The organism is Noviherbaspirillum galbum, assembly GCF_010974945.1.
In the GTDB taxonomy this organism is placed as follows: Bacteria; Pseudomonadota; Gammaproteobacteria; order Burkholderiales; family Burkholderiaceae_D; genus Noviherbaspirillum; species Noviherbaspirillum galbum.
Genome location: NZ_JAAIVB010000075.1, coordinates 54,228 through 80,492 on the forward strand (window position 1 = coordinate 54,228; position 26,265 = coordinate 80,492).

The 26,265-nt window shown below is 64.7% G+C and carries 22 protein-coding genes; 8 read left to right on the forward strand and 14 right to left on the reverse strand.

Annotated elements, in window-relative coordinates:
• The first annotated feature begins 49 nt into the window (after positions 1-49).
• Positions 50-412: a DUF1304 domain-containing protein gene (locus G3574_RS22265; protein ID WP_163967745.1), complete on the forward strand. Its 363-nt coding sequence runs from the start codon at positions 50-52 to the stop codon at positions 410-412.
• Positions 413-424: 12 nt separating this feature from the next.
• Here G3574_RS22265 and G3574_RS22270 read toward each other — a convergent pair whose 3' ends face one another.
• A complete protein-coding gene (locus tag G3574_RS22270; protein WP_163967746.1) occupies positions 425-1,378 on the reverse strand; it encodes a LysR family transcriptional regulator in 954 nt (317 codons plus the stop codon).
• A 121-nt stretch (positions 1,379-1,499) separates the two neighbouring features.
• On the opposite strand from G3574_RS22270, the gene G3574_RS22275 reads away from it, so the two are divergent.
• Positions 1,500-2,816, forward strand: a complete 1,317-nt coding sequence (locus G3574_RS22275) for a serine hydrolase domain-containing protein (RefSeq protein ID WP_235953565.1) — start codon at positions 1,500-1,502, stop codon at positions 2,814-2,816.
• A 148-nt stretch (positions 2,817-2,964) separates the two neighbouring features.
• Here the strand turns inward: G3574_RS22275 and G3574_RS22280 are convergent, their stop codons facing one another.
• The 6 genes from G3574_RS22280 to G3574_RS22305 all read right to left on the reverse strand — a co-directional run bounded on the left by G3574_RS22280 (position 2,965) and on the right by G3574_RS22305 (position 8,708).
• Positions 2,965-3,798 (reverse strand): alpha/beta fold hydrolase, encoded by an 834-nt coding sequence (locus tag G3574_RS22280; protein WP_163967748.1) that lies wholly within the window; start codon positions 3,796-3,798, stop codon positions 2,965-2,967.
• Between the two features lie 3 nt (positions 3,799-3,801).
• A complete protein-coding gene (locus G3574_RS22285) occupies positions 3,802-4,860 on the reverse strand; it encodes a branched-chain amino acid ABC transporter permease (protein ID WP_163967749.1) in 1,059 nt (352 codons plus the stop codon).
• A gap of 7 nt (positions 4,861-4,867) precedes the next feature.
• Positions 4,868-5,848 carry a branched-chain amino acid ABC transporter permease gene (locus G3574_RS22290; protein ID WP_163967768.1) on the reverse strand — a complete coding sequence of 327 codons (981 nt, stop codon included), beginning with the start codon at positions 5,846-5,848 and terminating at the stop codon, positions 4,868-4,870.
• A gap of 73 nt (positions 5,849-5,921) precedes the next feature.
• Positions 5,922-6,671 (reverse strand): ABC transporter ATP-binding protein, encoded by a 750-nt coding sequence (locus G3574_RS22295; RefSeq protein ID WP_235953566.1) that lies wholly within the window; start codon positions 6,669-6,671, stop codon positions 5,922-5,924.
• Complete coding sequence (locus tag G3574_RS22300; RefSeq protein WP_163967750.1) at positions 6,668-7,453, reverse strand: ABC transporter ATP-binding protein; 786 nt, start codon at positions 7,451-7,453, stop codon at positions 6,668-6,670. Before G3574_RS22300 ends, G3574_RS22295 begins: the two co-directional genes overlap by 4 nt.
• Before the next feature lie 70 nt (positions 7,454-7,523).
• A complete protein-coding gene (locus tag G3574_RS22305) occupies positions 7,524-8,708 on the reverse strand; it encodes a substrate-binding domain-containing protein (RefSeq protein WP_163967751.1) in 1,185 nt (394 codons plus the stop codon).
• A gap of 251 nt (positions 8,709-8,959) precedes the next feature.
• Here G3574_RS22305 and G3574_RS22310 point away from each other — a divergent pair, with 251 nt between their 5' ends.
• The 3 genes from G3574_RS22310 to G3574_RS22320 all read left to right on the forward strand — a co-directional run bounded on the left by G3574_RS22310 (position 8,960) and on the right by G3574_RS22320 (position 11,320).
• Entirely contained in the window at positions 8,960-10,426 is a 1,467-nt protein-coding gene (locus G3574_RS22310) for an AlkA N-terminal domain-containing protein (protein WP_163967752.1), read from the forward strand.
• A complete protein-coding gene (locus tag G3574_RS22315; protein ID WP_163967770.1) occupies positions 10,426-10,911 on the forward strand; it encodes a methylated-DNA--[protein]-cysteine S-methyltransferase in 486 nt (161 codons plus the stop codon). Before G3574_RS22310 ends, G3574_RS22315 begins: the two co-directional genes overlap by 1 nt.
• Positions 10,912-11,020: 109 nt before the next feature.
• Complete coding sequence (locus G3574_RS22320) at positions 11,021-11,320, forward strand: hypothetical protein (RefSeq protein WP_163967753.1); 300 nt, start codon at positions 11,021-11,023, stop codon at positions 11,318-11,320.
• Between the two features lie 439 nt (positions 11,321-11,759).
• Here G3574_RS22320 and G3574_RS22325 read toward each other — a convergent pair whose 3' ends face one another.
• From G3574_RS22325 to G3574_RS22345, 5 genes are all read right to left on the reverse strand, one after another.
• Positions 11,760-11,972 carry a glycine zipper 2TM domain-containing protein gene (locus G3574_RS22325; protein ID WP_205609883.1) on the reverse strand — a complete coding sequence of 71 codons (213 nt, stop codon included), beginning with the start codon at positions 11,970-11,972 and terminating at the stop codon, positions 11,760-11,762.
• Between the two features lie 326 nt (positions 11,973-12,298).
• Positions 12,299-15,004: a DNA topoisomerase III gene (locus G3574_RS22330; protein WP_163967755.1), complete on the reverse strand. Its 2,706-nt coding sequence runs from the start codon at positions 15,002-15,004 to the stop codon at positions 12,299-12,301.
• 508 nt (positions 15,005-15,512) lie between these two features.
• The gene (locus G3574_RS22335) at positions 15,513-15,983 is read right to left on the reverse strand and encodes a DUF494 family protein (protein WP_163967756.1); all 471 of its coding nucleotides are present in this window, start codon (positions 15,981-15,983) and stop codon (positions 15,513-15,515) included.
• 369 nt (positions 15,984-16,352) lie between these two features.
• Positions 16,353-17,459: a DNA-processing protein DprA gene (gene dprA, locus G3574_RS22340; RefSeq protein ID WP_163967757.1), complete on the reverse strand. Its 1,107-nt coding sequence runs from the start codon at positions 17,457-17,459 to the stop codon at positions 16,353-16,355.
• 8 nt (positions 17,460-17,467) lie between these two features.
• A complete protein-coding gene (locus G3574_RS22345; RefSeq protein ID WP_163967758.1) occupies positions 17,468-18,634 on the reverse strand; it encodes a LysM peptidoglycan-binding domain-containing protein in 1,167 nt (388 codons plus the stop codon).
• 211 nt (positions 18,635-18,845) lie between these two features.
• Between G3574_RS22345 and def the strand changes: the two genes are divergently transcribed.
• The 3 genes from def to metH all read left to right on the forward strand — a co-directional run bounded on the left by def (position 18,846) and on the right by metH (position 24,318).
• Positions 18,846-19,382 (forward strand): peptide deformylase, encoded by a 537-nt coding sequence (gene def, locus G3574_RS22350; protein WP_163967759.1) that lies wholly within the window; start codon positions 18,846-18,848, stop codon positions 19,380-19,382.
• 37 nt (positions 19,383-19,419) lie between these two features.
• A complete protein-coding gene (gene fmt, locus G3574_RS22355) occupies positions 19,420-20,370 on the forward strand; it encodes a methionyl-tRNA formyltransferase (protein WP_163967760.1) in 951 nt (316 codons plus the stop codon).
• 204 nt (positions 20,371-20,574) lie between these two features.
• Positions 20,575-24,318, forward strand: coding sequence for a methionine synthase (gene metH / locus G3574_RS22360; RefSeq protein WP_163967761.1), 3,744 nt, complete (start codon positions 20,575-20,577; stop codon positions 24,316-24,318).
• 17 nt (positions 24,319-24,335) lie between these two features.
• Here metH and G3574_RS22365 read toward each other — a convergent pair whose 3' ends face one another.
• Positions 24,336-25,109: a class II glutamine amidotransferase gene (locus G3574_RS22365; protein WP_163967762.1), complete on the reverse strand. Its 774-nt coding sequence runs from the start codon at positions 25,107-25,109 to the stop codon at positions 24,336-24,338.
• A 73-nt stretch (positions 25,110-25,182) separates the two neighbouring features.
• Positions 25,183-26,100 (reverse strand): LysR family transcriptional regulator, encoded by a 918-nt coding sequence (locus tag G3574_RS22370; RefSeq protein WP_163967763.1) that lies wholly within the window; start codon positions 26,098-26,100, stop codon positions 25,183-25,185.
• Positions 26,101-26,265 lie beyond the last annotated feature (165 nt).

A 26,265-nucleotide genomic window follows, 5' to 3' on the forward strand; every position in this document is an offset into this window, starting at 1 on the left:
GTCATGCGATGCGCTATCGTGGCGAAACGCATAACAAGGGAGAAACGCCATGCAGCTCATCGCTACCATCCTGGCCGCGGCCGTCCTGCTGATCCACGTGTACATCGTGCTGCTGGAAACGGTGCTGTTCCGCAGCCGGGGCGCCCGGGTCTTCGGCCTGTCCGCCGAGCAGGTCGAGGTGCTCGCGCCGGCCATGTCCAACCAGGGGTGCTACAACGGTTTCCTCGCGGCGGCGCTGGCGGTGGGCTTCCTGCATCCGGTGCCGGCCACCGGTACGGCGTTCATGGTGTTCGGGCTCGCCTGCGTGGCGATCGCCGGCGTGTGGGGCGCGGTCACCGTCCAGAAGCGGATTCTTTTCGTGCAGACGGTGCCGGCACTGCTCGCGCTCGGCGCCATGGCGCTGGCACGATAACGCCGGGCCAAATCACCCTCCCGCACGCCGCTTCCCCGGCGGCCGTGCGGCGCCGTCCGCGAAGGCGGCAATGATGCCGTTCATGGCGCCGATGGCGATTTCCGCCTCCGGCGACAAGGTGCGGCGCGCCAGGCGGACCGCGGCCAGCACCAGCGGCGGCGCCGGATCGGGCGCCGTCTCCAGCGGTTGCAGGCTGCCCGCCCGCACTTCCCTGCGCACCGCCGCCTCGCTTGCATACAGCACCACGTCGCTTTGCGCGGCAAGGGTCTTGAGCACGTCGAAGTTGTTGCATTCGACGAGGCGATGCAAGGCCTCGCCCTCGGGCAGGCTCAAGGCATGCCTCACCTTGCGCAGGAGCGCAGCCGGCAGCGGTACGAAGGCAAAGGCGTAGGGGCTGAAGTCGCCGATCGACAGGCGCGGCCTGCGCAGCAGCGGATGCCCCTTGCGGACGAACCATCCGGTCGGCAGCGGCGGCAGTCGGCGCACCGACAGCGCGTCGGAGGACGGCACCGAACCCAGGTCGGTCACGAAGAAGTCGATGGCTTCCTTCTGCAGCTTGTCATGCAACACGTCCCAGCTGTTGACCTCTGGCCTGACGTGCAGGCCGGGATGTTCCTTGCGCAGCGCGATCAGCATGTCCGCCAGGAAGATGGCCGCGGAGTGCGGCCCGACGCCGAAGCTCACTTCTCCCAGCGCATGCTGGCGTATCAGGTCCACGTCGCGCTTCAGGCAGCGCGCCTCGAACAGCACCCGCCGGGCGCGTTCCAGCACCTGCCTGCCGGCCGCGGTCAGGGTCACGCGCCGGGCCGCCCGGTCGAGCAGCGCGATGTCGAGGTCCCGCTCCAGCGCCTGGATGCTGCGGCTCAGCGCCGGCTGGCTGAGATTGACCTTCTGCGCCGCGCGCGCGAAGGACATTTCCTCGGCGAGAACGACGAGATGCTGCAGCTGCCGCAGGCTTGCTTCCATGGATGCTCCTTGCCGGACGCGATGCATCGCTTGCATCGAATGGCAAAAAATAATGCATTTGAATAATGGGTCCGATTGTAGTCCAATGATCCGTTCAACAACGACATCTCGAGGAGACAACATGAACAAGACCGTGCTTGCCGTTGCCATGGCGGCGATTGCCGGCGGCGCCAACGCCCAGGCCGTCGCGCCGGCCTATCCCGATGCCGCCGCCAGCGACCCGGCCGTGCTGGGATGGATGCGCGGCTCCCCGCCCGCGCCGGAAAAGATGATCCGTTACGAAGACGGCTCCTTCCTTCGCTTCCCGCAGATACGCTGGACGTTTTCGCATGTGCGCGAACTGCGCCCGACCGCCGCCGTCTGGCATGGCAGCGGCCCGGTTGCGCCGCTTCCGGTCGCGCTGACCAAGCTCGACGACTTGCGCTTCGATGACGACAAGGGCCAGTCCACGACCTGGGCCGACATGCTTCAGCGCACCTACACCGACGGCATCATCGTGCTGCATAAGGGCAGCGTGGTCTATGAAAAGTATTTCGGCGTCAGCACGCCGGTGCTGCCGCATTCCGCCTTTTCCATCACCAAGTCCTTCATCGGCCTGCTTGCCGCCATGCTCGCGCATGAAGGCAAGCTCGATCCGAACGCGCCGATCACCGCCTATGTTCCGGAAGTGAAGGATTCCGCCTATGGCGACGCGACGGTGCGCCAGCTCATGGACATGACGATCGGCGTGCGTTACTCCGAAAACTACGCCGACAAACAGTCCGAGGTCTGGGATTACGCCCGCGCCGGCGGCATGGTGCCGGCGCCGCCGGGCTACGCCGGACCGAAGAACTTCTACGAATTCCTCCGCGGGTTGAAGAAGGAAGGCCAGCATGGCGACGCCTTCGCCTACAAGACCGCGAACGCGGAAATGTTGTCCTGGGTGGTGCGGCGTGCCGCCGGCAAGCCGGTGGCCGAACTGATGTCCGAACGCATCTGGAGCAAGCTCGGCGCGGAAAACGACGGTTACTTCCAGGTCGACTCGGCGGGCATGGAGTCAGGCGGCGGCGGACTCAGCCTGCCGCTGCGCGACATGGCGCGCTTCGGCGAGATGATCCGCCTCGGCGGCAAGTTCAACGGCCAGCAGATCGTGCCGCAGGCCGTGGTGGATGACATCCGCAAGGGCGGCGATCCGGCCAGGTTCGCCAAGGCCGGCTATCCGGACGTGCCAGGGTATGGCAAGGGGTACTCCTACCGCAACATGTGGTGGGTGTCACACAACGGGAATGGCGTGTTCGATGCGCGCGGCATCCATGGGCAGCGGATCTACATCGATCCCAAGGCGGAGATGGTGGTGGTGAAGTTTTCGTCGCATCCGGTGGCGTCGAATCTTGGGAACATTCCGCTGACGGATCGTGGGTTTGCGGCGCTGGCGGGGGTGTTGGGCAAGGGGGAGTGAGACAGGGTGTGGAGTGGTAAGGTCTTCCACGCCAACCGCTGTCGTTCGCGTCTATCGCTGTCATCCCCGCGCAGGCGGGGATCCCATTTCAGTCGTTCGGAGAAGCGCACAATGTGGTTCCCGCCTTCGCGGGAACGACGAAGGTTGATTACGCCAAAAACCCCGCCACCAACCCGATCTGCTCCGGCACATTCAAACAAGGCGCATGTCCGCACCCCGGAATGACTTCGAGCCTTGCCTTCGGCCCGCGCCGGGTCATCTCCTCCGCGGTGTCCTGCAGCAGCAGGTCCGAATCCACTCCCCGCAGGACCAGCACCGGCATGTCGAGAGTGTCGTACTCGGTCCAGCGCGCGTAATCATCCGGATGCGCGATGAACTGCCGCACCATGTTGGGATCGTAATGCGGCGTCACCTTGCCGTCGGGCAGGCGGCGCACCGAGGTTTCGGCCATGCGGCGCCATTGCGCGTCGCTTTGCCAGCCGTAGGGCTTGTAGACGGTGCGGAAATACTGCTCCAGCTGGGTCACCGTGTCGAACTGCGGCGGGCTGCCGGCGTAGGAGCGGATGCGGGTCACCGCGGCGTCCGCGATCTTCGGCCCGATGTCGTTCAGCACGAGATGGCTGACCCGGCCCTTCAAGGTGGTCGCTGCCGCCACCATGCCGATGGCGCCGCCCATGGACGTGCCGACCCAGCGGAACCGGGTGAATCCGAGCTGGTCGACGAAGGCGCGCGCCAGGTCGGCGTAGAAGGCGAGGCAGTATTCCTTGTCCGGGTCCGGGCTCCATTGCGACAGGCCGCGGCCGATGGTGTCGGGGCAGACGATGTGGTAGCTGCCGGCGAGCGCCGCGGCGAGGTCGTCGAAATCCCGGCTGGTGCGGGCGAGGCCGTGCCACATCACGAGCGCCGGCTTGCTTTCGTCGCCCCACTTCATGTAATGGATCTCGCGGCCCAGGCACGTCATGTAATGCGACGTCGGTTGCATGGCTTATCTCCAGGAACGCAGCTTGCCGACGATGCCCGTCGGGAAGAAGTACACCGAAAGGATGAACAGGATGCCCAGCCACAGCAGCCAGCGGTCGGGCGACAGCAGCGCGGACATCACCGGTATGCTGGCGGTCGCGTTTGCGCCGAGGGCCATCAGGTCCTGCAGGTAGCTCTGCGCCAGCAGGAAGATCGTTGCCCCGCACAGCGCGCCGTACATGGTGCCCATGCCGCCGATCACCACGATCAGCAGGATGTCGATCATGATCTCGAACGACAGCGAGGTGTCCGGGCCGTTGTAGCGCAGCCAGAGCGCGAGCAGGCATCCGGCCAGCGTCGCGAACACCGCCGCCAGCACATTGGACCAGGTGCGGTACACCACGGTGCGGTAGCCGATCGCCTCGGCGCGGAAATCGTTCTCGCGAATGGCTTGCAGGACGCGGCCGAAGGGTGAATTCACGATGCGCAGCATCGCCAGGAACAGCAGCGCCGCGCCGATGAACACCACGTAGTAGGTGATGAACTTGCCATCGATGGACGCGCCCAGGAACGGTTCTTCCAGCAGTTCGAACGCCGGCGAAAGCACCTCGGGCAGCTTGAAGTTCAGGCCGTCCTCGCCGCCGGTGAAGTCCGACATCTGCGACGCCAGGGTTTGGAAGGCCGAGGCCACCGCCAGCGTGATCATGGCGTAGAAGATCGCCCGCACCCGCAGCGAGAACAGGCCGATGATGAGGGACAGGACGAGCGACAGCGCCACCGCGCACAGGACGCCGACCGCGATGCTGCCCCAGCCCGGGCCGAGGCGCGTGCAGGCGATCGCTACGCCATAGGCGCCGATGCCGAAGAACATGGTGTGCGCGAACGAGACGATGCCGGTATAGCCCAGCAGCAGATCGTAGCTGGCCACCAGCACGATGAAGACCAGGATCTTCGCCGCCACGCCGAGCGGCTTGGCGCCGGGGAACAGGAAGGGCGCGAATGCAAGGCCCAGCACGATGACGAGCAGGATGGCCGTCAGCGGCTTGCTGCGCGGCAGGTCGTGGGAAAGAAGTCGGGAGATCATCGCCTGTTCACCTGTTCGTGACTTGGTAGAGGCCTTGCGGACGCCACAGCAGGATGGCGACCATCAGCAGGATGTTGGAAAACAGGGCCAACTTGGGCGTCAGGAAGCCGATGTAGTTGGCCACCAGCCCGACCAGCAGCGCGCCGAGGAAGCAGCCGCCGGTGGAGCCGAGGCCGCCGATGATGATGACGATGAAGATCAGTACGTTGACGCGCGCGCCCATCTGCGGCGACACACCCTGCTGGTAGAAGCCCCACATCACGCCGCCCAGGCCGGCCAGCGCCGAGCCGGTCATGAACACGCCGATGAACAGGCGCTTGATGCGGTAGCCCAGGCTTTCCACCATCTCGCGGTCCTGCACGCCGGCGCGGATCAGCAGGCCGAGCTTGGTGCGGTTGAGCACGAGCAGCATGGCGATGAACAGCACCAGGCCCACGGCCACCGCCAGCACGCGATACTTTTCCACCGCCGCGTCGCCGAACAGGAAGGAGCCGCGCAGGGTGGGCGGCATGTCGAGCGGAATCATCTGCGAGCCCCAGATCATCTTGATCAGCTCCTCGCCCACCACCATGCCGCCCATGGTGATCAGGATCTGCTTCAGGTGCTGGCCATAGACCAGCTTCACCAGCACGCGCTCGAAGACCCAGCCGACGATGCCGGCAACGACCAGCGCCGCGGCAACCGCCAGCCCGAGCGCGCCGAGGTTGCGCGCCAGGCTGTCGGCGGTGGCCCAGTCCGGCATCAGGCCGATGACCGACAAGGCAACGAAGGCCCCGAGGGCGATGAAGACGCCGTGACCGAAGTTCAGCACGTCCATCAGGCCGAAGATCAGCGTGAGGCCGGAAGCGATGATGAAGATGATCATGCCCATCGCCAGTCCGGCGGCGGTGAGCGTGATCCAGGTGGGGACCGAGCCGATCAGGGGCAAGGCCAGCGCGGCCAGGACCGGCACCAGCGCCAGGGGAATCCAGTCGATCTGCGACAGCATCGACGCCTTCTTGGCCGGCGCCGCCGTTGCGGCGGACTGTGCCGCCAGGGTGTTTTCCATGATCTCTCCTCCGTTACTGGTGGGCGCCCAGCGACAGGCCCAGCAGGCGGGTCTGCAGTTCTTCGTTTTCCGCAAGCTCGGCCATCAGGCCGCGGTGCACGATCCTGCCGTCATCCATGACGGCCACGGTGTCGCCGAGCTGCCTGGCGAAGTTGAAGTTCTGCTCCACCAGCAAGATGGTCGTGTCCGTCTGCTTGAGTTCGCGGAAGGCGGCGATCATGTTGGCGATGATGGACGGCGCGAGGCCCTTGCTCGGCTCGTCGATCAACAGCAGCTTGCGCGGCTCGACGATGGCGCGGGATACCGCGAGCATCTGCTTCTGTCCGCCCGAGAGCTTGCCGGCGGGATGCAGCCAGAATTTCTGGATCGCGGGGAAGAGGGAAAAGATCCATTCCAGCCGCTTGGTATCGATGTCGTCGATGCTGCGCGCCGAACGCGCGGCCAGCAGCATGTTTTCCTTCACCGACAGGTCGGCGAAGATGCCCATGTTTTCCGGCACGTAGGCAATGCCGCGCATGGAGATGTCGGGCGTCGCGGTGCGGGTGATGTCGCCGCCATCGAAGCTGATCGTTCCCTGCGACGCCTGCCACAGGCCCATGATGGTGCGCAGGGTCGTGGTCTTGCCGGCGCCGTTGCGGCCGAGCAGCATGGTGAGCTGGCCGCGCGGCACTTCCAGGTCCACCCCGTGCAGGATGTGGTAGGCGCCGATGTGGGTGTGGACCCCTTCCAGCTTGAGCAAGGGTGCGGACAAGGACGTCGTCATGCGTTTTCCTCCACGGGGGCGAGGCCGAGGTAGGCCTGCTGCACGACGGGCGAGGCGATAACCTTTTCCGGGTCGCCGTCGGCCATCAGCGTGCCGTTGTGCAGGACGATGATGCGGTCGGCGAGTTCGCGCACCACGTCCATCTTGTGTTCGACGAGCAGGATCGTCTTGTCGCGGCGGGCCTTGAGCGCGCGGATGAGGTCCAGGATCACTGGCACCTCGTCCACGCTCATGCCGGCGGTAGGTTCGTCGAACATGTAAACATCGGGGTCGAGCGCCATCAGCAACCCGACCTCAAGCTTGCGCTGGTCGCCGTGCGGCAGCGCCGCGGCTTCGACATCGCGCTTGGACAGCAGCGCCACGCTGTCGAGCAGTTGCTCCGCCCGTTCGATCAGATCGCGGTGATGGCTCCAGACATTCCACATGTCCAGGCCGATCTGCCGGCGCGACTGCAACGCCAGCCGCACGTTCTCCATCACCGACAGGTTGGGAAACAGGCTCGTGAGCTGGAAGGCGCGTCCCAGGCCGGCATGGGTGCGGGCCGATGCGGGCAGCGAGGTAATGTCGCGGCCGTTGAGGATGACGTTTCCGGCGCTGGCCTTGAGCTGGCCCGAGATCAGGTTGAAGTAGGTGGTCTTGCCGGCGCCGTTGGGGCCGACGATGGCGGTCAGGGTGCCGGGCGCGAAGGTGCAGGAGACGCCATTGACGGCGACGTGGCCGCCGAAGCGAATCGTGAGGTCGCGCGTTTCCAGCTTGCCGGGGCGGGCTGCGGTGTCGGACATGGTGTCTGGAAAATGAGGGGATGCCTGGCAGGAATTCGCTCCTGCCAGGCCGTCCCGTGAGAATCGGCGATCAGCGCTTGTTCTTGATCGGCACGTTCATCTCTTCAGGCTTGATCTCGCGCACCAGTTCGGGCACGCCCCAGGGGAAGGCGGGGTCGACCTTGATCTTGAAGTGATACATCGACTGCATCGCCTGGTGATCTTCCTTGCGGAAGGTCATCTTGCCCTTCGGCGTCTCGAAGCTCATGCCTTCCATGGTCGAGATCAGCTTCTCGGTATTGGTGTCGCCGTTGGTCTTTTTCAGCGCCTCGACCACCGCGATGCCCGCTGCCATGCCGCCGGCCGTGAAGAAGTCGGGCGGCGACTTGTAGCGCTTGTAGTGCTCGGTCACGAGCCAGTTGTTGGCAGGATTCTTGGGAATGGCAAAGTAGTAGTAGGTCGCGCCTTCCATGCCGGGGAAGTTCTTGTACGAAGCCATCGCCGGCAGGATGTTGCCGCCGGTGGAGATCTCGATGCCGTAGCGCTTCTGCAGTTCGGCGGCGGCCAGGGCATTGTAGGGCGGGGTGCCGCCGGCCCAGACCACTTCGATGACCTTGCGGCCGGGCTTGTCCTTCAACGCGTCGACGAGGTGCTGGATGCCCGCGGTGAAGTCGGTGGTCGACGGCGGGAGGTATTCCTCGTGCACGATCTTCGATTGCTTCAGCGCTTCCTTGAAGGCCTTCACGCCGTCGCGGCCGAAGGCATAGTCCTGGGCCAGCATGGCGATGTTGACGCCTTGCTTGTCCATGGCCACGGCATTGGAGATCGCGTCCTGCGACGAATTGCGGCCGGTGCGGAAGATGTAGCGGTTCCACTTGTCGCCGGTGATGGCGTCCGCCACCGCCGGCTCGACGAGAAGGATCTTCTTGTATTCCTCGGCGACCGGCAGCATGGCCAGCGCCACGCCGGAGCTGGTGGGACCGACGGCGAGCGCGGCCTTGTCGTCGCCGTAGGCGGCGGCGAGCTGGGATTTGGCGACGTCGGGCTTGCCCTGGGTGTCCTTCTCGATCACGACGATCTTGTTGCCGTTGACCTGCATCGTGCCGTTGGTGGCATAGTCGATGCCCATGATGAGGCCGGCCTGGGTCTGCTTGGCATAGGCTTCCAGCGCCCCGGTCTTGTCATAGACGTGGGCGATCTTGATGTCTTTGGCGTGGGCTGCCGATACGGACAGGCAGCAGAGTGCGGCGGCGGCCGCGAGGAGGCGGTATGTCATTGTCTCTTCCTTTGTCGGGCCATCGGCCCTCTCATGGTCTGGAAAACCCTGGAGTCATGCCTTGTTCTTGCTCATGCACGCAGGCATTGCGGGTCTTGGCAGGTTACTCCATCGCCTGCACCGGGGAAAGTAGTAAAAATACCATTGCGTTCATCGTTCCCGGAAAGAGGGTCGCGGACGGGGGTGGAAGGCTGGCGAATGATGTCCGAAAACGGCTAGACCCGCTGTGCGGCGCGGCGTATAACGTGTCCATGGACGACTCTACCCTTCCCGCCGGGCTGGACCGCACGACGTGCTATCGCGCCCTGAGCGCGCGCGACGCCCGCTTCGACGGCCTCTTCTTCACCGGCGTCAAGACCACCGGCATCTACTGCCGGCCGGTGTGCGGCGTGAAGACGCCGCGCGAATCTTCCTGCCTGTTCTTCGGCAGCGCCGCGGCGGCCGAGGCGCAAGGCTTTCGTCCCTGCCTGCGCTGCCGTCCCGAGCTCGCGCCGTATGCATTGCAGCAGAACCTCGCGCATGCCGTCTGGCAGCGCATCGCCGGTGGGGCGCTGAACGATGGCAACGTCGAACGGCTGGCGGACGAGGTCGGCCTTTCCTCGCGCCAGCTGCGGCGCGTGCTGCTGCAGCATTTCGGCGTCACGCCGGTCGAGCTGGCCCAGACCCAGCGCCTGCTGTTCGCCAAGAAGCTGCTGCAGGAAACGACTCTCTCGATGGCGGACATCGCTTTCGCCGCGGGCTTCGGCAGCGTGCGACGGTTCAATGCCTTGTTCGCGCAGCGCTATGGTTTCGCGCCCACCGAGGTGCGGCGCGAAACCGCAAGGCTGGGCGAACCCGATCCGTCGCAAGCCCTGGTGCTGCGCCTCGCCTACCGTCCCCCCTACGACTGGCCGCGCGTCCTGCGCTATCTCGGCGGCCGGGCCATCCCCGGCGTCGAGACGGCCGGCGGCGAGGCTTACCAGCGGACCGTGCGCATGGAGGGGCACCAGGGCTGGCTGAGGGTGACACACATGCCGGAGCGGCACCAGCTCAGGCTGGAAATCGATCCCGCCCTGTCCCCGGTGCTCATGCCCATGCTCATGCGGGTGCGGGCCCAGTTCGACCTCGACGCTAATCCCGCCGTGATCGAAGCGCACCTGCGCGCCGATCCCCTGCTGGGCGAAGGCATCGCGGCGGCGCCGGGCCTGCGCGTGCCCGGGGCATTCGATGCCTTCGAACTCGCGGTGCGGGCGGTCCTCGGCCAGCAGGTCAGCGTGGCCGGCGCCACCACCTTGTCCGGCCGCATGGCCGAACGCTTCGGCGAACCGGCGGCGACGCCGATCGCCGGCCTGCAGCGGCATTTTCCCGATGCCGCCCGGCTGGCCAGTGCGGAGCCCGGCGACGTTGCGGCGATCGGCATGCCGGGAAGCCGCGCGGCCACCCTGGTCCAGCTTGCGCGCTTCGCGGCCGACGGCGGGCTGCGGATGCCGCCCGGCGCCACGCTCGAGGAAGCGGTGGCCCGGCTCAGGTCGGTGCGCGGCATCGGCGAGTGGACCGCCCAGTACGTGGCGTTGCGCGCCTTGCGCTATCCGGATGCGTTTCCCGCGGGCGATCTCGGCCTGCAGAAGGCCGCCGGAGAGGATGGCGTACGCCTCACCGAAAAACAGTTGCTGGCTAGGGCGGCCGGCTGGTCTCCCTGGCGCGGCTATGCCGCCTTGGCTTTATGGATGGGAATGTGATGACGAGTTACGTGGAACATGACAGCCCGCTGGGCACGCTGGTGCTGGCCGCGAGCGACAAGGGATTGCGCGGCGTGTACTTCGAGCAGCATCGCTACTTCAGCGGCACGCAAGGCTGGCGGTGCGACCCCGGCCACGCCCGGCTGGATGCCGCGCGGCGCCAGCTCGACGATTACTTCGCGGGCCGCCGCAAGCGCTTCGACCTGGCGCTAGACCTGGCGGGCACGCCTTTCCAACAGGCTGTCTGGCAGGCGTTGCTCGGACTGGATTTCGGCGAGCAGAGCACCTATGCCCGCATTGCCGCGCAAATCGGCCGGCCGTCGGCGGTGCGCGCGGCGGGGACGGCGATCGGACGCAATCCGGTGTCCATCATCGTGCCTTGCCATCGGGTCCTGGGCAGCACCGGGGGATTGTCGGGATACGCGGGCGGGTTGGAACGCAAGCGCTTCCTGCTCGCGCTCGAAGGGGTGTCGTGCGGGGAGTGAGGATGCAGTGTGCCGCCGGCAGCAAATGAAGCGCAGGTCCCGAAGGACCTGCGCCGCTGCTTCACCGAACTAGTGGCACACCACGATCAAGGTATTACCGGGGCATTACTTGGAGCCGCCTGCACCGCCGGAACCGTTAGGCGAGGTGCTGGAGCTGCTGGTGCCGGAGCTGGAGCTGGGCATCTGGCCGGAGCCGGAGCTGCCCGATCCCGAGCTGGTGGTCGGGCCGGTGGTGCTGGAAGAACCGGAGCCCATGCTGCTGGAAGAACCCGAACCCATGCTGCTCGAGGAACCGCTGCCCATGCTGGAGCCGGAACCCATGCTGGAGCCGGAACCCATGCTGGAGCTGGAGCCCGACGTGGTGGACGGAGAGCTCGAGGTCGTGGCGGAGCCGGCGGAAGAGCCGTAGCCGCCCGAAGAGGAGCTGCTGGGGGAAGTCGAGGAGGTCGCGCCAGAGGAGCTGGAGCCCATGCCTGACGACGAAGTGCCCGAGGTACGGGTGCCGGTGCTGCACGCGGCCAGCAGGACGACGCAGGCGACGGGGATAGTCCATTTCAACATACCATTCTCCTTAAAATTAGATTCGGTGAAGCATGACAATGCGGCCATGCCAAAATTGCATGCATGCGAGTCTGTAGAATCTGGCAACAAGGGAAAGTTCCGGAAACCGCATTCCGGCTTGGCGCGCTGCCCCGGGTCCCGTCACGGAGCGGCGAGATGCAGGCAATGCGTGAGAAGGCATGGCGCGTGCGGATCAGCCGCGTCCATGCCTGCGGGGAAATGCTGGCGCGGCGACCTGGAACACGAGTCGTCCAAGCCGCCGGCCGCAGACAGCTTATAAAGTCTGCTTAGGGCTTGGTGACCTGGTTGCCGATCACGCCGCCGACGGCGGCGCCGCCAAGCGTGCCCAGCGTGCTGCCATTCGTGACGGCGCTGCCCGCGGCACCGCCGAGCACTGCACCGCCCGCCGTGCCGGCGGTCTGCTTGGTCGTCGTGCCGCAAGCGCCGAGAGACAAGGCCAGTACAGCCGTTCCTGCCAGAGACATCAAAGTGCGAACCATGATCTTTCCTCCGTTTTTCTGTGCGGCATGCCTTGCGCAGCGACCATCACACATTGCCGGCGCCTGACATCCGCGGGTCATTGATAAAGAGTTTGATGCCATTTCGACATGCGCTAAATCCGTCGAGTTCCGGAGCAAATTTGCAACTGACGGTAACTGAAAAGGCAGGCAAGGAAAGATCAGGCGGGCGGGGAGAGGACGGAAGGCAGGAAAGCCGGCCGCGAGGGCGATTTACGGCGCCAGAAAAGCAGGATGGCATCCCCCGGCGCCTGCCTTGAACCCGGACAGCAGGATGGGTTCAAGGCAGGCACCGGGGAAAGGTGGGGTCAGGCCGCCTTCTTGGCGACGGTCTTCTTGGCGGCCGCCTTGACCGCGGTCTTGGCAGGCACTTTCGCGGCGGGCGTCTTGGGTGCCGCTTTCTTCGCCGGCGCCTTGGCTGGAGCCTTGGCCGCGACCTTGGTGGCGGGCTTCGCCGTCGTCTTCGAGGCCGGGGCGACGGCGTCTTCCTTGTCCGCCTTTTCGTCCTTGCCTTCCTTGCCCTTGGCCGGCGCCTTTGCCTTGCGTTCCTCGAACTCGAAGCTCACCTTGCCGTTCTTGTCCTTGACCAGGTAAGCCTTGAAGGGACGGCGGGTGCGCTGCGAAATAAAGCCGGGCAGCAGGTCGGTTCGGCCTTCGTTGAGCAGCTTGGCCATCTGCTCCGGCAGGATTTCCTGCTGCAGGATGATGCGGCCGCTGCGGAAGTCGCAAGCCTTGGGCTTGGCCACGGTGCGCTCGCAGACGTACGCCAGGCCCATTTCATACACGCCGCCGCCGCACTTCGGGCAGGCGCCCAGCGGCGTCTGGCCGGAAAAGTCCACGCCCTCGCCATCCTCGTCGTCTTCCTGGGACTGGCCGAAATCGAATTCGAGCTTAAAGTTGTTGATGTCCTCGTCGCGGGCGATCTTCAGGATGGCGGCGAAGGGCCGGCCCATCTTGGAACGGAAGCCCTGCAGCGGTCCGATCTCGCGCTTCTCCAGCAATTCCTCGACTTCCGGGATTTCGAACTGCCGTCCGCCGGGCACCTTGGTCATCGAGAATTCGCACTTGGTGCAGGCGAAGCGGCGATAGTTTTCCTTCACCACGCCGCCGCAGTTCGGGCAGGGCGTATGCAGCGTGGCGTAGTCGCCGGGGATGGTGTCGTTGTTGTATTCCTTGGCGCGCTTGACGATGATCTGCGCCATCTGCGCGATCTCGCGCATGAAGGCTTCGCGGCTGATGCGGCCGCGTTCCATCTGCGACAGCTTGTATTCCCATTCGCCGGTCAGCTCGGGCAGGGTGAGTTCGTCCACGCCCAGGCCGCGCAGCAGGATGGTGAGCTGGAAGGCCTTCGCCGTGGGAATCAGCTCCCTGCCTTCGCGCAGCAGGTATTTTTCGTTGAGCAGGCCTTCGATGATCGCCGCGCGCGTGGCAGGCGTGCCGAGACCCTTGCCGGCCATGGCTTCGCGCAGGTCTTCGTCGTCGACCAGCTTGCCCGCGCCTTCCATCGCCGACAGCAACGTCGCTTCGGTGTAGCGCGCGGGCGGCTTGGTGACGAGCTGGTGCACGTTGATCTGGTCCGTCTTGACCTTCTCATCCTTGGCCACCGGCACCAATGTTCCTGCGCCTTCCTTGTCGCCGTCGTTGGCAGCTTCGCGGCCATAGATGGCCAGCCAGCCGGCATTGATCATGACCTTGCCTTCGGTCTTGAAGGAGTGGCCCGACACTTCGGTGTAGCGCGTGGTGACGAGGAACTCGGCCGCGGGGAAGAACACCGCCATGAAGCGGCGCACCACGAGGTCGTAGAGCTTCTGTTCCGGCTCCGACAGGTTCTTGGGAATCTGCGTGGTCGGGATGATGGCGAAGTGGTCGCTGATCTTGCTGTTGTCGAAGATGCGCTTGTTCGGCTTGACCCAGTTGTTCTTCAGGATCTGCTTGGCGAACTGCATGTAGTTGTTGTTGTCCGCGACGGTGTCCAGGGTTTCCTTGACGGTCTGGAGATAATCTTCGGGCAGGTGGCGCGAGTCGGTACGCGGATAGGTCAGCACCTTGTGCTTTTCGTACAGGGCCTGCGCCAGTCCGAGCGTGTTCTTGGCGGAGAAGCCGAAGCGGGCGTTGGCTTCGCGCTGCAGGCTGGTGAGGTCGAACAGCGCCGGCGCGATCTGCGTCGACGGCTTGGATTCCTCGGTGACAGTGCCCTGCTTGCCGCGGCAGGCGGCAACGATGGACTCGGCGGCGGCCTTGCTCCAGAGGCGCTCGGCGCGTTTCTCGGGATCGGTCTCGTCCTTCTTGAACTTCATGTCCAGCCAGCGGCCTTCGTAGACCCCGGCGGCGCAGACGAAATCGGCGCGCACTTCCCAGTAGTCGCGCGGCACGAAGGCCTTGATCTTTTCTTCGCGCTCGACCACGATCGACAGGGTCGGCGTCTGCACGCGGCCCACCGTGGTCAGGTAGAAGCCGCCTTCCTTGGAATTGAAGGCGGTCATGGCGCGCGTGCCGTTGATGCCGATGAGCCAGTCCGCTTCGCTGCGGCAGCGCGCGGCGTCCGCCAGCGGCAGCATCTCCTGGTCCTCGCGCAGCTTCTTGAATCCTTCGCGGATGGCGCCGGGCGTCATGGATTGCAGCCACAGGCGGCGTACCGGCTGCTTGGCCTTCGCGTATTGCGCGATCAGGCGGAAGATCAGTTCACCTTCGCGCCCGGCGTCGCAGGCGTTGATCAGGCCGGTCACATCCTTGCGCTTGATGAGCCGGGTCAGCACCTTCAGGCGCGACTCGGTCTTGGCGATGGGCTGGAGGTCGAAGTGCGGCGGGATCATCGGCAAATGCGTGAAGGTCCACTTGCCGCGCTTGACGTCGTATTCTTCCGGCACCGCGATCTCGACCAGGTGGCCGACCGCGGAAGAGAGGACGTATTCGTCGGATTCAAAGTACTCATCGTGCTTCGTGAAGCCGCCGAGCGCCTTCGCGATGTCGTTCGCGACAGAGGGCTTCTCTGCGATGATGAGGGTCTTGGTCATAGTAATCTCAGCAATGGCGCACTGTCTGCGCGGAAAGGTGTTACAGGGGCCGCCGGAAAATCATGGCTTCGCGGCAACGCGCCCAACAATATATAGCAAATGTCAATGCATCGAAGCATTTCGTCCGCGGTGTCACGAGACCTTGCAGGACAGCATGCTGATGCGCAGATCGGGCATGGTGCCGGAAAATCAAGGGCAGGCATGCTGCCGTCATGGACGCGCTGCGGATGAAAGGGTTCATCGGCAATCGGCTTGGTGTCCGGTCCGCCAGGGTGGATTGCATTTCCTTGGCATTTATGAATCAGGCCGGATCAAGCGGCCAATGATAAGCGCGTTGCGCGGGAATCCGCAAGCGAGGACGGCGGGAAATTCGCCGGGCCGGTGGCGGAGGCGCCGGCATGGATGGCATTGGAACAATGAAGGGATGGAGAGCCGCGGGGGCGGGATGCCAGGCCGGAAAGCCGGTCCGGCGGCCGGTCCATGCATCGACGGACCGGCGATCGGGCGATCAGTGAAGCTGGCGGGGTTCGTCGTCGTCGTCGGAAAACAGCTCGTCGAAAATCAGGGCATCGGGTTCCTTGCCCTGGCTCCAGAGCACCATCAGCACGATGACCTTGAACTTGTCGAGCGACACCTGGGCTTCCGATGCGGCGAGCGCGCGTTCGATGATGATTTCCCGCTGCGGCGCATTGATGACCTTGGCGGACTCGAGGAACTGCAGGAAGCCGACGGCTTCGGTGCCCAGCACGTCGAGCTCCTGCCTGGCGTAGAAGCGCATCCCCTTGGAGAACACGGCGTCTTCCGACAGGCGCGAATACTGGGTGGTAGCCTTGGCAAGATCGGTGAGCCAGCCCAGCGCCTTCGAGATCTCATCTTCTTCGAAGCCGACGGCCGACAGCTTTTTCACCAAGGCATCCGAGTCGGGGCAGGCCTCCGGCCGGTAGTAGGTTTCGTAGAGATAAACGAGAACGTCAAACATGTTTTCACTGTAGCGTTAAGGCCGCCTGATGACACCGCGCGACGGCCGGGTTGCAAATATATGACACTCTCGAGCAGCGCCCGTTGCGTACCCGCCATGCGGTCCTGAAACCATGATGCCTTTGTACTGATGTACTTGCGCTCCCTGGCTCACTTCAGGATCCGCCCGCAACGCTTGCTAACGAACTTCCGGTCTTTCCCGGCCTTGAACTCAAGACAAGAAACGACGTGTCATGCCGGCGACAGATCACATATATGAGACTTTGGAACTTGTTCATCACATCACGCCTGCGTCTGTCAAGGATGCGATGCCCGAGTTCTTATCGCACAGCATATCGCAAAAAACGCCGGTGGGACAGGATGTGTTGTTTCAGGTTGCTGCGAGGCGGCGAACCATGCCGCCGGGCAGCGTTTCAATCCTGTTATCGAGTTCGAGCGCGAGCAATTCGGCCTGCACGAAAGGCATGTCGAAGCCGCATCGCTGCGCAAGCGTGTCCGGATGCACCGGGTCGTGGCCCATCGCGTCGAGCACGGCCGATGCATCCTGCGCGGACGGCGGCGGACACGGCCGTTGCGCGATGCCGCCAACGATGTTGAGTTCATCGAGGATGTCCTGCGCGTCGTCGACGAGCTTTGCGCCTTGCCTGATCAGCAGATGGCAGCCCTTGGACAGCGGCGAGTGAATGGAACCGGGAATGGCGAAGACATCGCGTCCCTGGTCCGCCGCCATGCGCGCGGTGATCAGCGATCCTGACTGGGCGGCGGCTTCGATCACCAGCACGCCGCGCGCCAATCCGGAAATGATGCGATTGCGGCGGGGGAAGTTGTGCGGCACCGGCGGCGTGCCGAGCGGGTACTCGCTGATGATGCATCCCTCTTCCGCGATGCGGTGCGCCAGCGCGTGGTTGCGCGCGGGGTAGACCTTGTCGGCGCCGGTGCCGATCACCGCGACGGTCGAACCGATGCCGCGCAATCCGCCCTGGTGCGCAGACGCATCGATGCCCAGCGCGAGACCGGAGATGATGGTCAGCCCGGCGGCGCTGAGCGCGGCGGAAAACGCTTCCGCATGCGCACGGCCCTGCAGGGTCGCATTGCGGCTGCCGACGACCGCGAGCGCGTGCCGCGCAAGCAGCGCGGCCTGGCCTTTCACGTACAGCAGCAGCGGCGGATCGGGGATGTTGAGCAAGGCGGGCGGATAGGCGGCGTCGGCCAGCGTCAGCACCTGGTTGCCGGGGACGGAAGCCCATTCGAGGGTGCGCTCGACGAGGGCCTGCGTGGCATCGGATGGCGGCGCCTTGAGGGCCTGCACGACCTGGGCCGGCGCATGCGCGAGCAAGGCCGGAGGCGTGGCGGAAAAGATGTGCTGGGGAAGGCCGAAGGCGGAAAGGAGGCGGCGCGCGGTGAGCGGGCCGAGGCCCGGCGTCTGGTCGAGGCGAAGCCAGGACGCGAGCGCCGCGTCCGGTTCGGGATCATGCATGGGAAAACCTATTCAGGAGATTTGGCGATATCTCCTATTTGTACCGGTTCGGTCACTTGCATCACAAGGCCATACGAAATATTGTCGAACACCCGGAAGATGAACAGGCTGCCGTACTGGTTGTCCGGAATCTTGACCTCGGGCTTGCCGAGCGTGCCGATGGACCAGCCGCCCGGATCGGTCTTGTCGCGGATGACGCGGCCGGTCTGGTAGAGCTCGAGCACCGTGCCCATGTCCAGGCCGGCATCCTTGCCGCGGTTGATGCTCACGATCTGGTTCTGGCCTGCCTGGGTGACGCCGCCGTAGACCGACATCACGCGCGCATCGAGCTGGCGTTCCGGAGGATGCGGCACGTAGTTCAGGATGGGCGTCGGCGGCACGGGCAGCAGGCGGTCGCCCACGCCCATTTCCTGCTTGACGTCGACCACGTAGAAGGCGTGCGCTTCGTTGTCGGCGCGCGCCGCGCGGTCCAGCTTGATGGTGCCGAGATAGGTCGCCTCGTAGCCGCGGATGTTGCCGGTGACCGGATCCTTGAGCGGCGTGCCTGGCCGGAACACCTGGAAGGACGTGCCGGCATGGATGTCGCCGCGCACGTAGACCTTGTCGTCCTTGGCGACGTTGACCCGGCCTTCGGGCGTGGCCACGATGCGCGCGGCATTTTTCAGGTCGTCCTCACCCACGACCAGCGGCTTGGAGAGGAAGGGTTCGATGATGTTGGAGGGAATGGCCGGCACCGCATCCTGGCCCAGTCCTTGGGTGCGGAGCTGCGGGCTGAGCTTGACGGTCTGGATGCCGCCGGCCATGCCTGATCCCGCCATCGCGCCGCTGCCCACCGCGTTGCCCAACCGCAGCCTGCCTGCCGCGCGGTCGAAGATGACGACCTGGCCGGGATAGATCCAGTGCGGATTGCGGATTTCCTCGCGGTTCATGCCCCAGACCTGCGGCCAGCACCAGGCGTGCTTGAGGAATTTGCCGGAGATGTCCCAGAGCGTGTCGCCGCGCACGACCACGTGCTGGTCCGGCGCGTTCGGCAGGAAGGCGCATCGCGAAGAGGCGGCCTGGGCGGCTTGTGAATCGGGGCGGGCGGCCCCATCTGGTGCTGCATGGCCCGGCAAGGCGAACGCCATCCCGAGGGCCAGGGGAAGGGACAGGGCGGCTGTGCTAAACTTTTTCATGGATCTGTCCGGTAAGCGCGGCCAATGCGGGTACGGCAAGAATTGGCGTTCGATGCAGCAGGTGCGGCCGGCGCGTGGTGTCAGAGTGGAAAGAATTGCCGACAAAAAACTTGTCAAAGTGAATCAAATTCTGCACATATATCCTTGAACTAGCAAGAGAAACGACACTCTTATTCTGTCGCATTGTTGCTTTAAAGCTGTAAGTTTTTGTATGTCACTACTGAATATCCTGCGTTATCCCGATCCCCGCCTGCATAAGGTTGCCAAGCCGGTCACGGTTTTCGACCAGCGCCTGAAGACGCTCGCCGCCAACATGGCCGAGACCATGTACGACGCGCCCGGCGTGGGCCTGGCGGCAACCCAGGTGGACGTGCATGAACAGGTCATCGTGATCGACGTCTCGGATGCGCACGACCAGCTGCAGGTATTCATCAACCCCGAGATCGTCTGGGCCAGCGAAGAAAGAAAGGTCTACGACGAGGGCTGCCTGTCGGTGCCCGGCATCTACGACGGCGTGGAGCGGCCGGCCCGCGTGAAGGTGCGCGCGAAGGACGTGGACGGCAAGGAATTCGAAGTCGATGCCGACGGCTTGCTGGCCGTCTGCATCCAGCATGAAATGGATCACCTCAAGGGCAAGGTCTTCGTCGAATACCTGTCGCCGCTCAAGCGCAACCGCATCAAGACCAAGCTGCTCAAGGAAGAGCGCGAACTCAAGCGCGACCAGAAGAAGGTCGTTGGCGCCCGCTGACGCATCGCCTTCGTGCCGGGGCGGTACAATGCGCCCCATGAACATCCTCTTCGCCGGCACTCCCGAATTCGCGGCCACCGCCCTGCAATCGCTGCACCAGGCGGGTTTCTCCATTCCGCTGGTCCTGACCCAGCCCGACCGTCCCGCCGGACGCGGCATGCAGCTCCAGGCGTCGCCCGTCAAGCAATATGCCCTCGCACACGGCATGCCGGTGGCGCAGCCCGTGTCGCTGCGGCTCGACGGCAAGCATCCCGAGGTGGCGCGCGAAGCGCATGACCTGTTGCGTGCCACGCCGCACGACGTCATGGTGGTTGCGGCCTATGGCTTGATCCTGCCGCGCAGCGTGCTCGACATTCCGCCGCGCGGCTGCATCAACATCCACGCCTCGCTGCTGCCGCGCTGGCGCGGCGCCGCGCCCATCCACCGCGCCATCGAGGCCGGCGACGCGGACACCGGCGTCACCATCATGCAGATGGAAGAGGGATTGGACACCGGGCCGATGATGCTGATGGAGCGCCTGCCGATCGCGCCCGAGGACACCACCGGCAGCCTCCACGACAAGCTGGCGGCGCTCGGCGGCAGGATGATCGTCGAGGCCCTGCGCAAGCTGGAAGCCGGCACGCTCGGCGCCACGCCGCAGCCCGGCGACGGCGTGACCTATGCCGCCAAGATCGCGAAGGAAGAAGCGGCGCTCGATTTCGGGCAGCCCGCCGAGGTGCTGGAACGCAAGATCCGCGCGTTCAATCCGTTTCCCGGCGCGAGCGGCAACTTCCGGGGCACGACGGTCAAGCTGTGGCGTGCCGCGCTGGCAGCAGAGGGCATGCGGGGCGCGCCCGGACAGATCCTGTCGGCCGGCCCGGATGGCGTGGTCGTCGCCTGCGGAAAGGATGCCCTGCGCGTCACCGAATTGCAGAAACCCGGCGGCAAGAAGCTGGCGGCGGGCGAATTTCTGAAGGGCTTTGCGATGGAATCCGGCGCGTTCTCCTGACACGCGCAACTTGCCTTTGCCCAAGGTATTGATTTCTCGTATAATTTTCTTGCGCCGATTTGATTTTCCAAGTCAAACCCAGCTTGCGGGCGCGAAGGTCCGTCCGGTGTTCCAGTCACGCCGCCACCTTCAACAAATACAGCTAAAGCGGAACAAGACCCGGTCCCGCTTTGCAGGCCGGGTTTTTTCTTTTGCGAGCACACCATGAAACGCGATCCGATCTCCCAAACCGAAGCGCTGCTGCGCGATCTGCTGGCCCAACGCATCCTCGTCCTCGACGGCGCCATGGGCACCATGATCCAGCGCTACAAGCTGACGGAGGAGGATTACCGCGGCGCGCGTTTCGCCGATTTCGCCGTGCCCGGCAAGGAGATCTTCCTGAAGGGCAACAACGAGCTGCTCACCCTGACTCAGCCTCACATCATCCGCGAGATCCACGAGCAATACCTCGCGGCCGGCGCCGACCTCATCGAAACCAATACCTTCGGCGCCACCGGCGTGGCCCAGGACGACTACCACATGGCGCATCTCGTCTACGAGATGAACGTGCAGGCCGCGAAGCTGGCGCGGGAAGCTTGCGACAAGTACTCCACGCCGGACAAGCCGCGCTTCGTCGCCGGCGCCCTCGGCCCCACACCCAAGACTGCTTCGATCTCGCCCGACGTCAACGATCCCGCCGCACGCAACGTCAGCTTCGACCAGCTCGTGGCTAGCTATCTCGAGCAGACGCGCGCCCTGGTGGAAGGCGGCGCCGACGTGCTGCTGGTCGAGACCATCTTCGACACGCTCAACTGCAAGGCGGCACTGTTCGCCATCGACGCCTTCTTCGAGGAGAGCGGCAAGCGCCTGCCCATCATGATCTCCGGCACCGTCACCGACGCCTCGGGCCGCATCCTGTCGGGCCAGACCGTGCCGGCCTTCTGGCATTCGGTGCGGCATGCGAAGCCGCTTACCGTCGGCCTGAACTGCGCGCTGGGCGCGGCGCTGATGCGGCCCTATGCCGAGGAACTGGCAAAGATCGCCGACACCTTCGTCTGCATCTATCCCAACGCCGGCCTGCCCAACCCGATGTCCGACACCGGCTTCGACGAAACGCCCGACGTCACGTCCTCGCTGCTCAAGGAATTTGCCGACAGCGGCTTCGTGAACATCGCCGGCGGCTGCTGCGGCACCACGCCCGACCACATCCGCGCCATTGCGCAGGTCGTTGCCAAATGCGCGCCGCGCAAGCTGCCCGAGTCCGACCACCGCATGAAGCTGTCGGGACTGGAACCCTTCATCATCGACGACACCTCGCTGTTCGTGAACGTCGGCGAGCGCACCAACGTCACCGGCTCCAAGGCCTTCGCCCGCATGATCCTCAACGAGCAGTACGACGAGGCCCTGTCGGTGGCGCGCCAGCAAGTGGAAAACGGCGCGCAGGTCATCGATGTCAACATGGATGAAGCGATGCTCGATTCGGTCGCCGCCATGACGCGCTTCCTCAACCTGATCGCTTCGGAGCCCGACATCGCCCGCGTGCCGATCATGATCGACTCGTCCAAGTGGGAAGTGATCGAGGCCGGCCTGAAGTGCGTGCAGGGCAAGGCGGTGGTGAACTCGATCTCGATGAAGGAAGGCGAAGCGGAATTCCTGCGCCAGGCGACGCTGTGCCGCCGCTACGGCGCCGCCGTCATCGTCATGGCCTTCGACGAGACCGGCCAGGCCGATACCTACGAGCGCAAGATCGAGATCTGCGAACGCGCCTACAAGCTGCTCACGGAGAAGGTGGGCTTTCCGCCGGAAGACATCATCTTCGATCCGAACATCTTCGCCATCGCCACCGGCATCGAAGAGCACAACAACTATGCCGTGGACTTCATCAATGCCACGCGCTGGATCAAGCAACACCTGCCGCACGCGAAGATCAGCGGCGGCGTGTCCAACGTCAGCTTCAGCTTCCGCGGCAACGATCCGGCGCGCGAAGCGATCCACACCGTCTTCCTGTACCACGCCATCAAGGCCGGCCTCACCATGGGCATCGTCAACGCCGGCATGATCGGCGTCTACGACGATCTGTCGCCCGAACTGCGCGAGCGCGTCGAGGACGTGGTGCTCAACCGCCGCGCCGACGCCACCGAGCGCATGATCGAGTTCGCCGCCACGCTCAAGGCCGGCGGCAAGAAGGAAGAGCAGAACCTCGAATGGCGCAACGACCCGGTCGAGAAGCGCCTCGCGCACGCGCTCGTGCACGGCATCACGCAGTTCATCGTGGACGACACCGAGGAAGCGCGGGTGAAGGTGCTGCAGGCCGGCGGACGACCGATCAACGTCATCGAAGGCCCGCTGATGGATGGCATGAACATCGTCGGCGACCTGTTCGGCCAGGGCAAGATGTTCCTGCCGCAGGTGGTGAAGTCGGCGCGCGTCATGAAGCAGGCGGTGGCCCACCTGATTCCCTTCATCGAGGAAGAGAAGCGCCTGGAGGAAGAGCGCACCGGTGTCGCGGCCAAGCCGAAGGGAAAGATCGTCATCGCCACCGTGAAGGGCGACGTGCACGACATCGGCAAGAACATCGTGTCGGTGGTCCTGCAGTGCAACAACTTCGAGGTGGTGAACATGGGCGTGATGGTGCCCTGCTCCGACATTCTGGCGAAGGCCAAGGCGGAGAACGCCGACATCATCGGCCTGTCTGGCCTGATCACGCCCTCGCTGGAAGAGATGGCCTATGTGGCAAAGGAGATGCAGCGCGATCCGCATTTCCGCATGATGAAGATCCCGCTGCTGATCGGCGGCGCCACCACCAGCCGCGCGCATACCGCGGTGAAGATCGCGCCGAACTACGAAGGCCCGGTGGTCTACGTGCCGGACGCCTCGCGCTCGGTATCGGTCGCGCAGTCCCTGCTGACCGTGGAGCAGCGCGAACAGTACATCCAGGACATCACCGCCGACTACGAGCGCATCCGCGAACAGCACGCCAACAAGAAGGCCGCGCCGATGGTCAGCATCGCCGAGGCGCGCGCCAACAAGACCAAGCTGGACTTCGCGCCGGTCAAGCCGAAATTCATCGGCCGCCGCGTGTTCAAGAACGTCGACCTCGGCGCGCTGGCGCAGTACATCGACTGGGGCCCGTTCTTCCAGACCTGGGACCTCGCCGGACCCTTCCCCGCCATCCTGACCGACGAGGTGGTGGGCGAGCAGGCCAGCAAGGTCTTCGAGGAAGGCCAGGCGATGCTGAAGAAGATCATCGAGGGCCGCTGGCTCACCGCCAACGGCGTGATCGCCCTCCTGCCGGCCAATACCGTCAACGACGACGACATCGAGATCTATACCGACGAGACCCGCAGCCAGGTCGCGTTCACCTACTACAACGTGCGCCAGCAGACCGCCAAGCCGGTGATCGACGGCGTGGCCCGGCCCAACCAGTGCCTCGCCGACTTCATCGCGCCCAAGTCATCGGGCGTCGCCGACTACATCGGCCTGTTCGCGGTGACGGCCGGCCTGGGCATCGAGAAGCACGAGCAGCGCTTCGAGGCGGCGCACGACGACTACAGCAGCATCATGCTGAAGTCGTTGGCCGACCGCCTCGCCGAAGCCTTCGCCGAGCACCTTCATGAAAGGGTCCGCAAGGACCTGTGGGGCTATGCTGCCGCGGAAACGCTGACGAACGAAGACTTGATCAAGGAAGCCTACAAGGGCATCCGTCCCGCGCCCGGCTATCCGGCCTGCCCGGAACATACCGTCAAGGCGGACATGTTCAAGCTGCTGCAGGCGGAAGAGATCGGCATGCAGGTGACGGAATCGTTCGCCATGTTCCCCGGCGCCTCGGTGTCCGGCTTCTACTTCGCCCATCCGGAATCGAAGTATTTCGTGGTGGGCAAGATCGGCATGGACCAGGTGGAAGACATGGCGCAGCGGCGCGGCGCGGACATGGCCGACCTGGAGCGCTGGCTGGCGCCGAACCTGTAATCGCGGGAGGCGGGGCCTCAGGCTCCAAGCAGAGGGGAGCCGTCCACGAACACCTTCAGCTCGCCGGCCTCGAACGCGGTCCAGGTCTCGTCGTCGGTGAGCGGCGCGGTGACGATGACCGCGACCCTGTCCTGGGGCGTGGTCACGGTGGAAAAGTCCACCTTCATGTCTTCGTCGGCCAGCTTGGCGGTCTTGAACGGATGCTGCCGCACGATGTAGTGCAGCTGGGTCGAGCAATGCGCGAACAGGGCCGAGCCGTCCGACAGCATCATGTTGAAGGTGCCGTGGCGGGCGATGTCTGCGCACAGTTCGCGCAGGGCGGGGGTGAGGGCCGCGAGCGGCGGCGGCACGTCGCCGAAGCGGCGGCGCATTTCCTGGAGCAGGTAGCAGAATGCCAGTTCGCTGTCCGTGCTGCCTACCGGCCGGAACGCGCCGTTGAGTTCCGGCGCAAAGCCTTTCAGGTCGCCGTTGTGGGCGAACACCCAATACCGTCCCCATAGTTCGCGCTGGAAGGGATGGCAGTTCTCCAGCGCGATCCGGCCCTGGGTTGCCTTGCGGATGTGGGCGATGACGTTCCTGGACTTGATCGGATAGCGCTTGATGAGTTCGGCCACCGGCGAGGCCACCGCCGCCTCGTAGTCGACGAAATGGCGCACGCCGGCACCCTCGAAGAAGGCGATGCCCCAGCCATCGGCATGGTCGCCCGTGCGGCCGCCGCGCGTGGCGAATCCGGTGAAGCTGAAGACGATGTCCGTCGGGACATTGCAATTCATGCCGAGCAGCTGGCACATGGTTTTCTACTGGCGGTCAGCCATCAAGTTGAATCGGGTTGAGCGGGATATGCGCAACACTACCACGACAGGCTCATTCGGGCAGCCAGGGGTCGCTATCCGGCCGCGGATATTTCTTCGCCATGAAGTCCACGAAGCTGCGCACCTTGGCCGACAGCAGGCGACGGCTCGGATACACCAGCATCACCTGCAGCTTTCCCAGCGAATGTTCGGGCATCAGCCGCACCAGGCGTCCTGAACTCAGGTCGTCGCCCAGGGCGAACGAGGGCCGCACCATGATTCCCATCCCGGCGAGCGCGCATTCCCGCAGCAGCATGCCGTTGTTGGAGAAGACCTTGCCAGTGACCGGAATGTTCAATGTCGTGCCGTTGGCCATCTTGACCGGCCAATGATGCCGGATCTGGTCATAGGAAAAATTCAGGCAGGCATGGCGGGGGATGTCCTCGAAGCTGCGCGGAGACCCATGCTTCCTGAGATAGTCGGGCGAGGCGCAAAGCACCACGCTGGCTAGCGCGAGCTGGCGCGCGATCATGCTGGCGTCGAATTTCTGAAAGTCGATGAAGATGCCGGCATCGAAACCGTCTTCGACCAGGTCGACCGAGCGGTCGCTCAAGGTGACGTCGAGTATGAGGTCGGGATAGGCTTGCGAATACGCCGGCAGCAGCGCGCCGAGCTGCGTCTGGCCGAAGCCGACGTGCGAATACAGCCGCAGCGTGCCGGTCGGCCGCGTGGAATGCGAGGAAGCGATGGCTTCGGCATCTTCCACTTCCTGCAGGATCTGCAGCACGCGCTCGAGGTAGGCGGTGCCGGTTTCCGTAAGCGACAGCTTGCGCGTGGTGCGGTTGAGCAGGCGCGTGCCGAGATGCTCCTCCAGGTCGGCCACGTGGCGCGTGACCACCGCGTTGGACATGTCGAGCGACATCGCGGCGCGGGCGAAGCTGCCCTGTTCCACCACCTTGGCGAATACCCGCATTGACTGCAATCGATCCATGGCGCCTCATTGTTGCCGATTCCGGAATAGTATTTTGCGCCATTTCGGCTTTTTTGTGGAATCCGCAAACACTACACTGCTTCCATCGATGAACGATTCATCGCAGACAGACGGAAGCGCAGCGAGCGCCGTGCCGTCTTCCAGTGAAGCACATGCAGCACCTAT

Excerpts from the sequence above, each read along its gene's own strand:
- fmt (WP_163967760.1), top strand. The coding sequence starts at position 19,420 with ATGAACATCCTCTTCGCCGGCACTCCCGAATTCGCGGCCACCGCCCTG.
- G3574_RS22370 (WP_163967763.1), bottom strand. The coding sequence starts at position 26,100 with ATGGATCGATTGCAGTCAATGCGGGTATTCGCCAAGGTGGTGGAACAG.
- metH (WP_163967761.1), top strand. The coding sequence starts at position 20,575 with ATGAAACGCGATCCGATCTCCCAAACCGAAGCGCTGCTGCGCGATCTG.
- G3574_RS22330 (WP_163967755.1), bottom strand. The coding sequence starts at position 15,004 with ATGACCAAGACCCTCATCATCGCAGAGAAGCCCTCTGTCGCGAACGAC.
- G3574_RS22335 (WP_163967756.1), bottom strand. The coding sequence starts at position 15,983 with ATGTTTGACGTTCTCGTTTATCTCTACGAAACCTACTACCGGCCGGAG.
- G3574_RS22285 (WP_163967749.1), bottom strand. The coding sequence starts at position 4,860 with ATGATCTCCCGACTTCTTTCCCACGACCTGCCGCGCAGCAAGCCGCTG.
- G3574_RS22365 (WP_163967762.1), bottom strand. The coding sequence starts at position 25,109 with ATGTGCCAGCTGCTCGGCATGAATTGCAATGTCCCGACGGACATCGTC.
- G3574_RS22325 (WP_205609883.1), bottom strand. The coding sequence starts at position 11,972 with ATGGTTCGCACTTTGATGTCTCTGGCAGGAACGGCTGTACTGGCCTTG.
- G3574_RS22345 (WP_163967758.1), bottom strand. The coding sequence starts at position 18,634 with ATGAAAAAGTTTAGCACAGCCGCCCTGTCCCTTCCCCTGGCCCTCGGG.
- G3574_RS22305 (WP_163967751.1), bottom strand. The coding sequence starts at position 8,708 with ATGACATACCGCCTCCTCGCGGCCGCCGCCGCACTCTGCTGCCTGTCC.
- G3574_RS22265 (WP_163967745.1), top strand. The coding sequence starts at position 50 with ATGCAGCTCATCGCTACCATCCTGGCCGCGGCCGTCCTGCTGATCCAC.
- G3574_RS22275 (WP_235953565.1), top strand. The coding sequence starts at position 1,500 with ATGAACAAGACCGTGCTTGCCGTTGCCATGGCGGCGATTGCCGGCGGC.
- G3574_RS22295 (WP_235953566.1), bottom strand. The coding sequence starts at position 6,671 with ATGACGACGTCCTTGTCCGCACCCTTGCTCAAGCTGGAAGGGGTCCAC.
- G3574_RS22270 (WP_163967746.1), bottom strand. The coding sequence starts at position 1,378 with ATGGAAGCAAGCCTGCGGCAGCTGCAGCATCTCGTCGTTCTCGCCGAG.
- G3574_RS22300 (WP_163967750.1), bottom strand. The coding sequence starts at position 7,453 with ATGTCCGACACCGCAGCCCGCCCCGGCAAGCTGGAAACGCGCGACCTC.
- G3574_RS22315 (WP_163967770.1), top strand. The coding sequence starts at position 10,426 with ATGACGAGTTACGTGGAACATGACAGCCCGCTGGGCACGCTGGTGCTG.
- dprA (WP_163967757.1), bottom strand. The coding sequence starts at position 17,459 with ATGCATGATCCCGAACCGGACGCGGCGCTCGCGTCCTGGCTTCGCCTC.
- def (WP_163967759.1), top strand. The coding sequence starts at position 18,846 with ATGTCACTACTGAATATCCTGCGTTATCCCGATCCCCGCCTGCATAAG.
- G3574_RS22290 (WP_163967768.1), bottom strand. The coding sequence starts at position 5,848 with ATGCTGTCGCAGATCGACTGGATTCCCCTGGCGCTGGTGCCGGTCCTG.
- G3574_RS22280 (WP_163967748.1), bottom strand. The coding sequence starts at position 3,798 with ATGCAACCGACGTCGCATTACATGACGTGCCTGGGCCGCGAGATCCAT.
- G3574_RS22310 (WP_163967752.1), top strand. The coding sequence starts at position 8,960 with ATGGACGACTCTACCCTTCCCGCCGGGCTGGACCGCACGACGTGCTAT.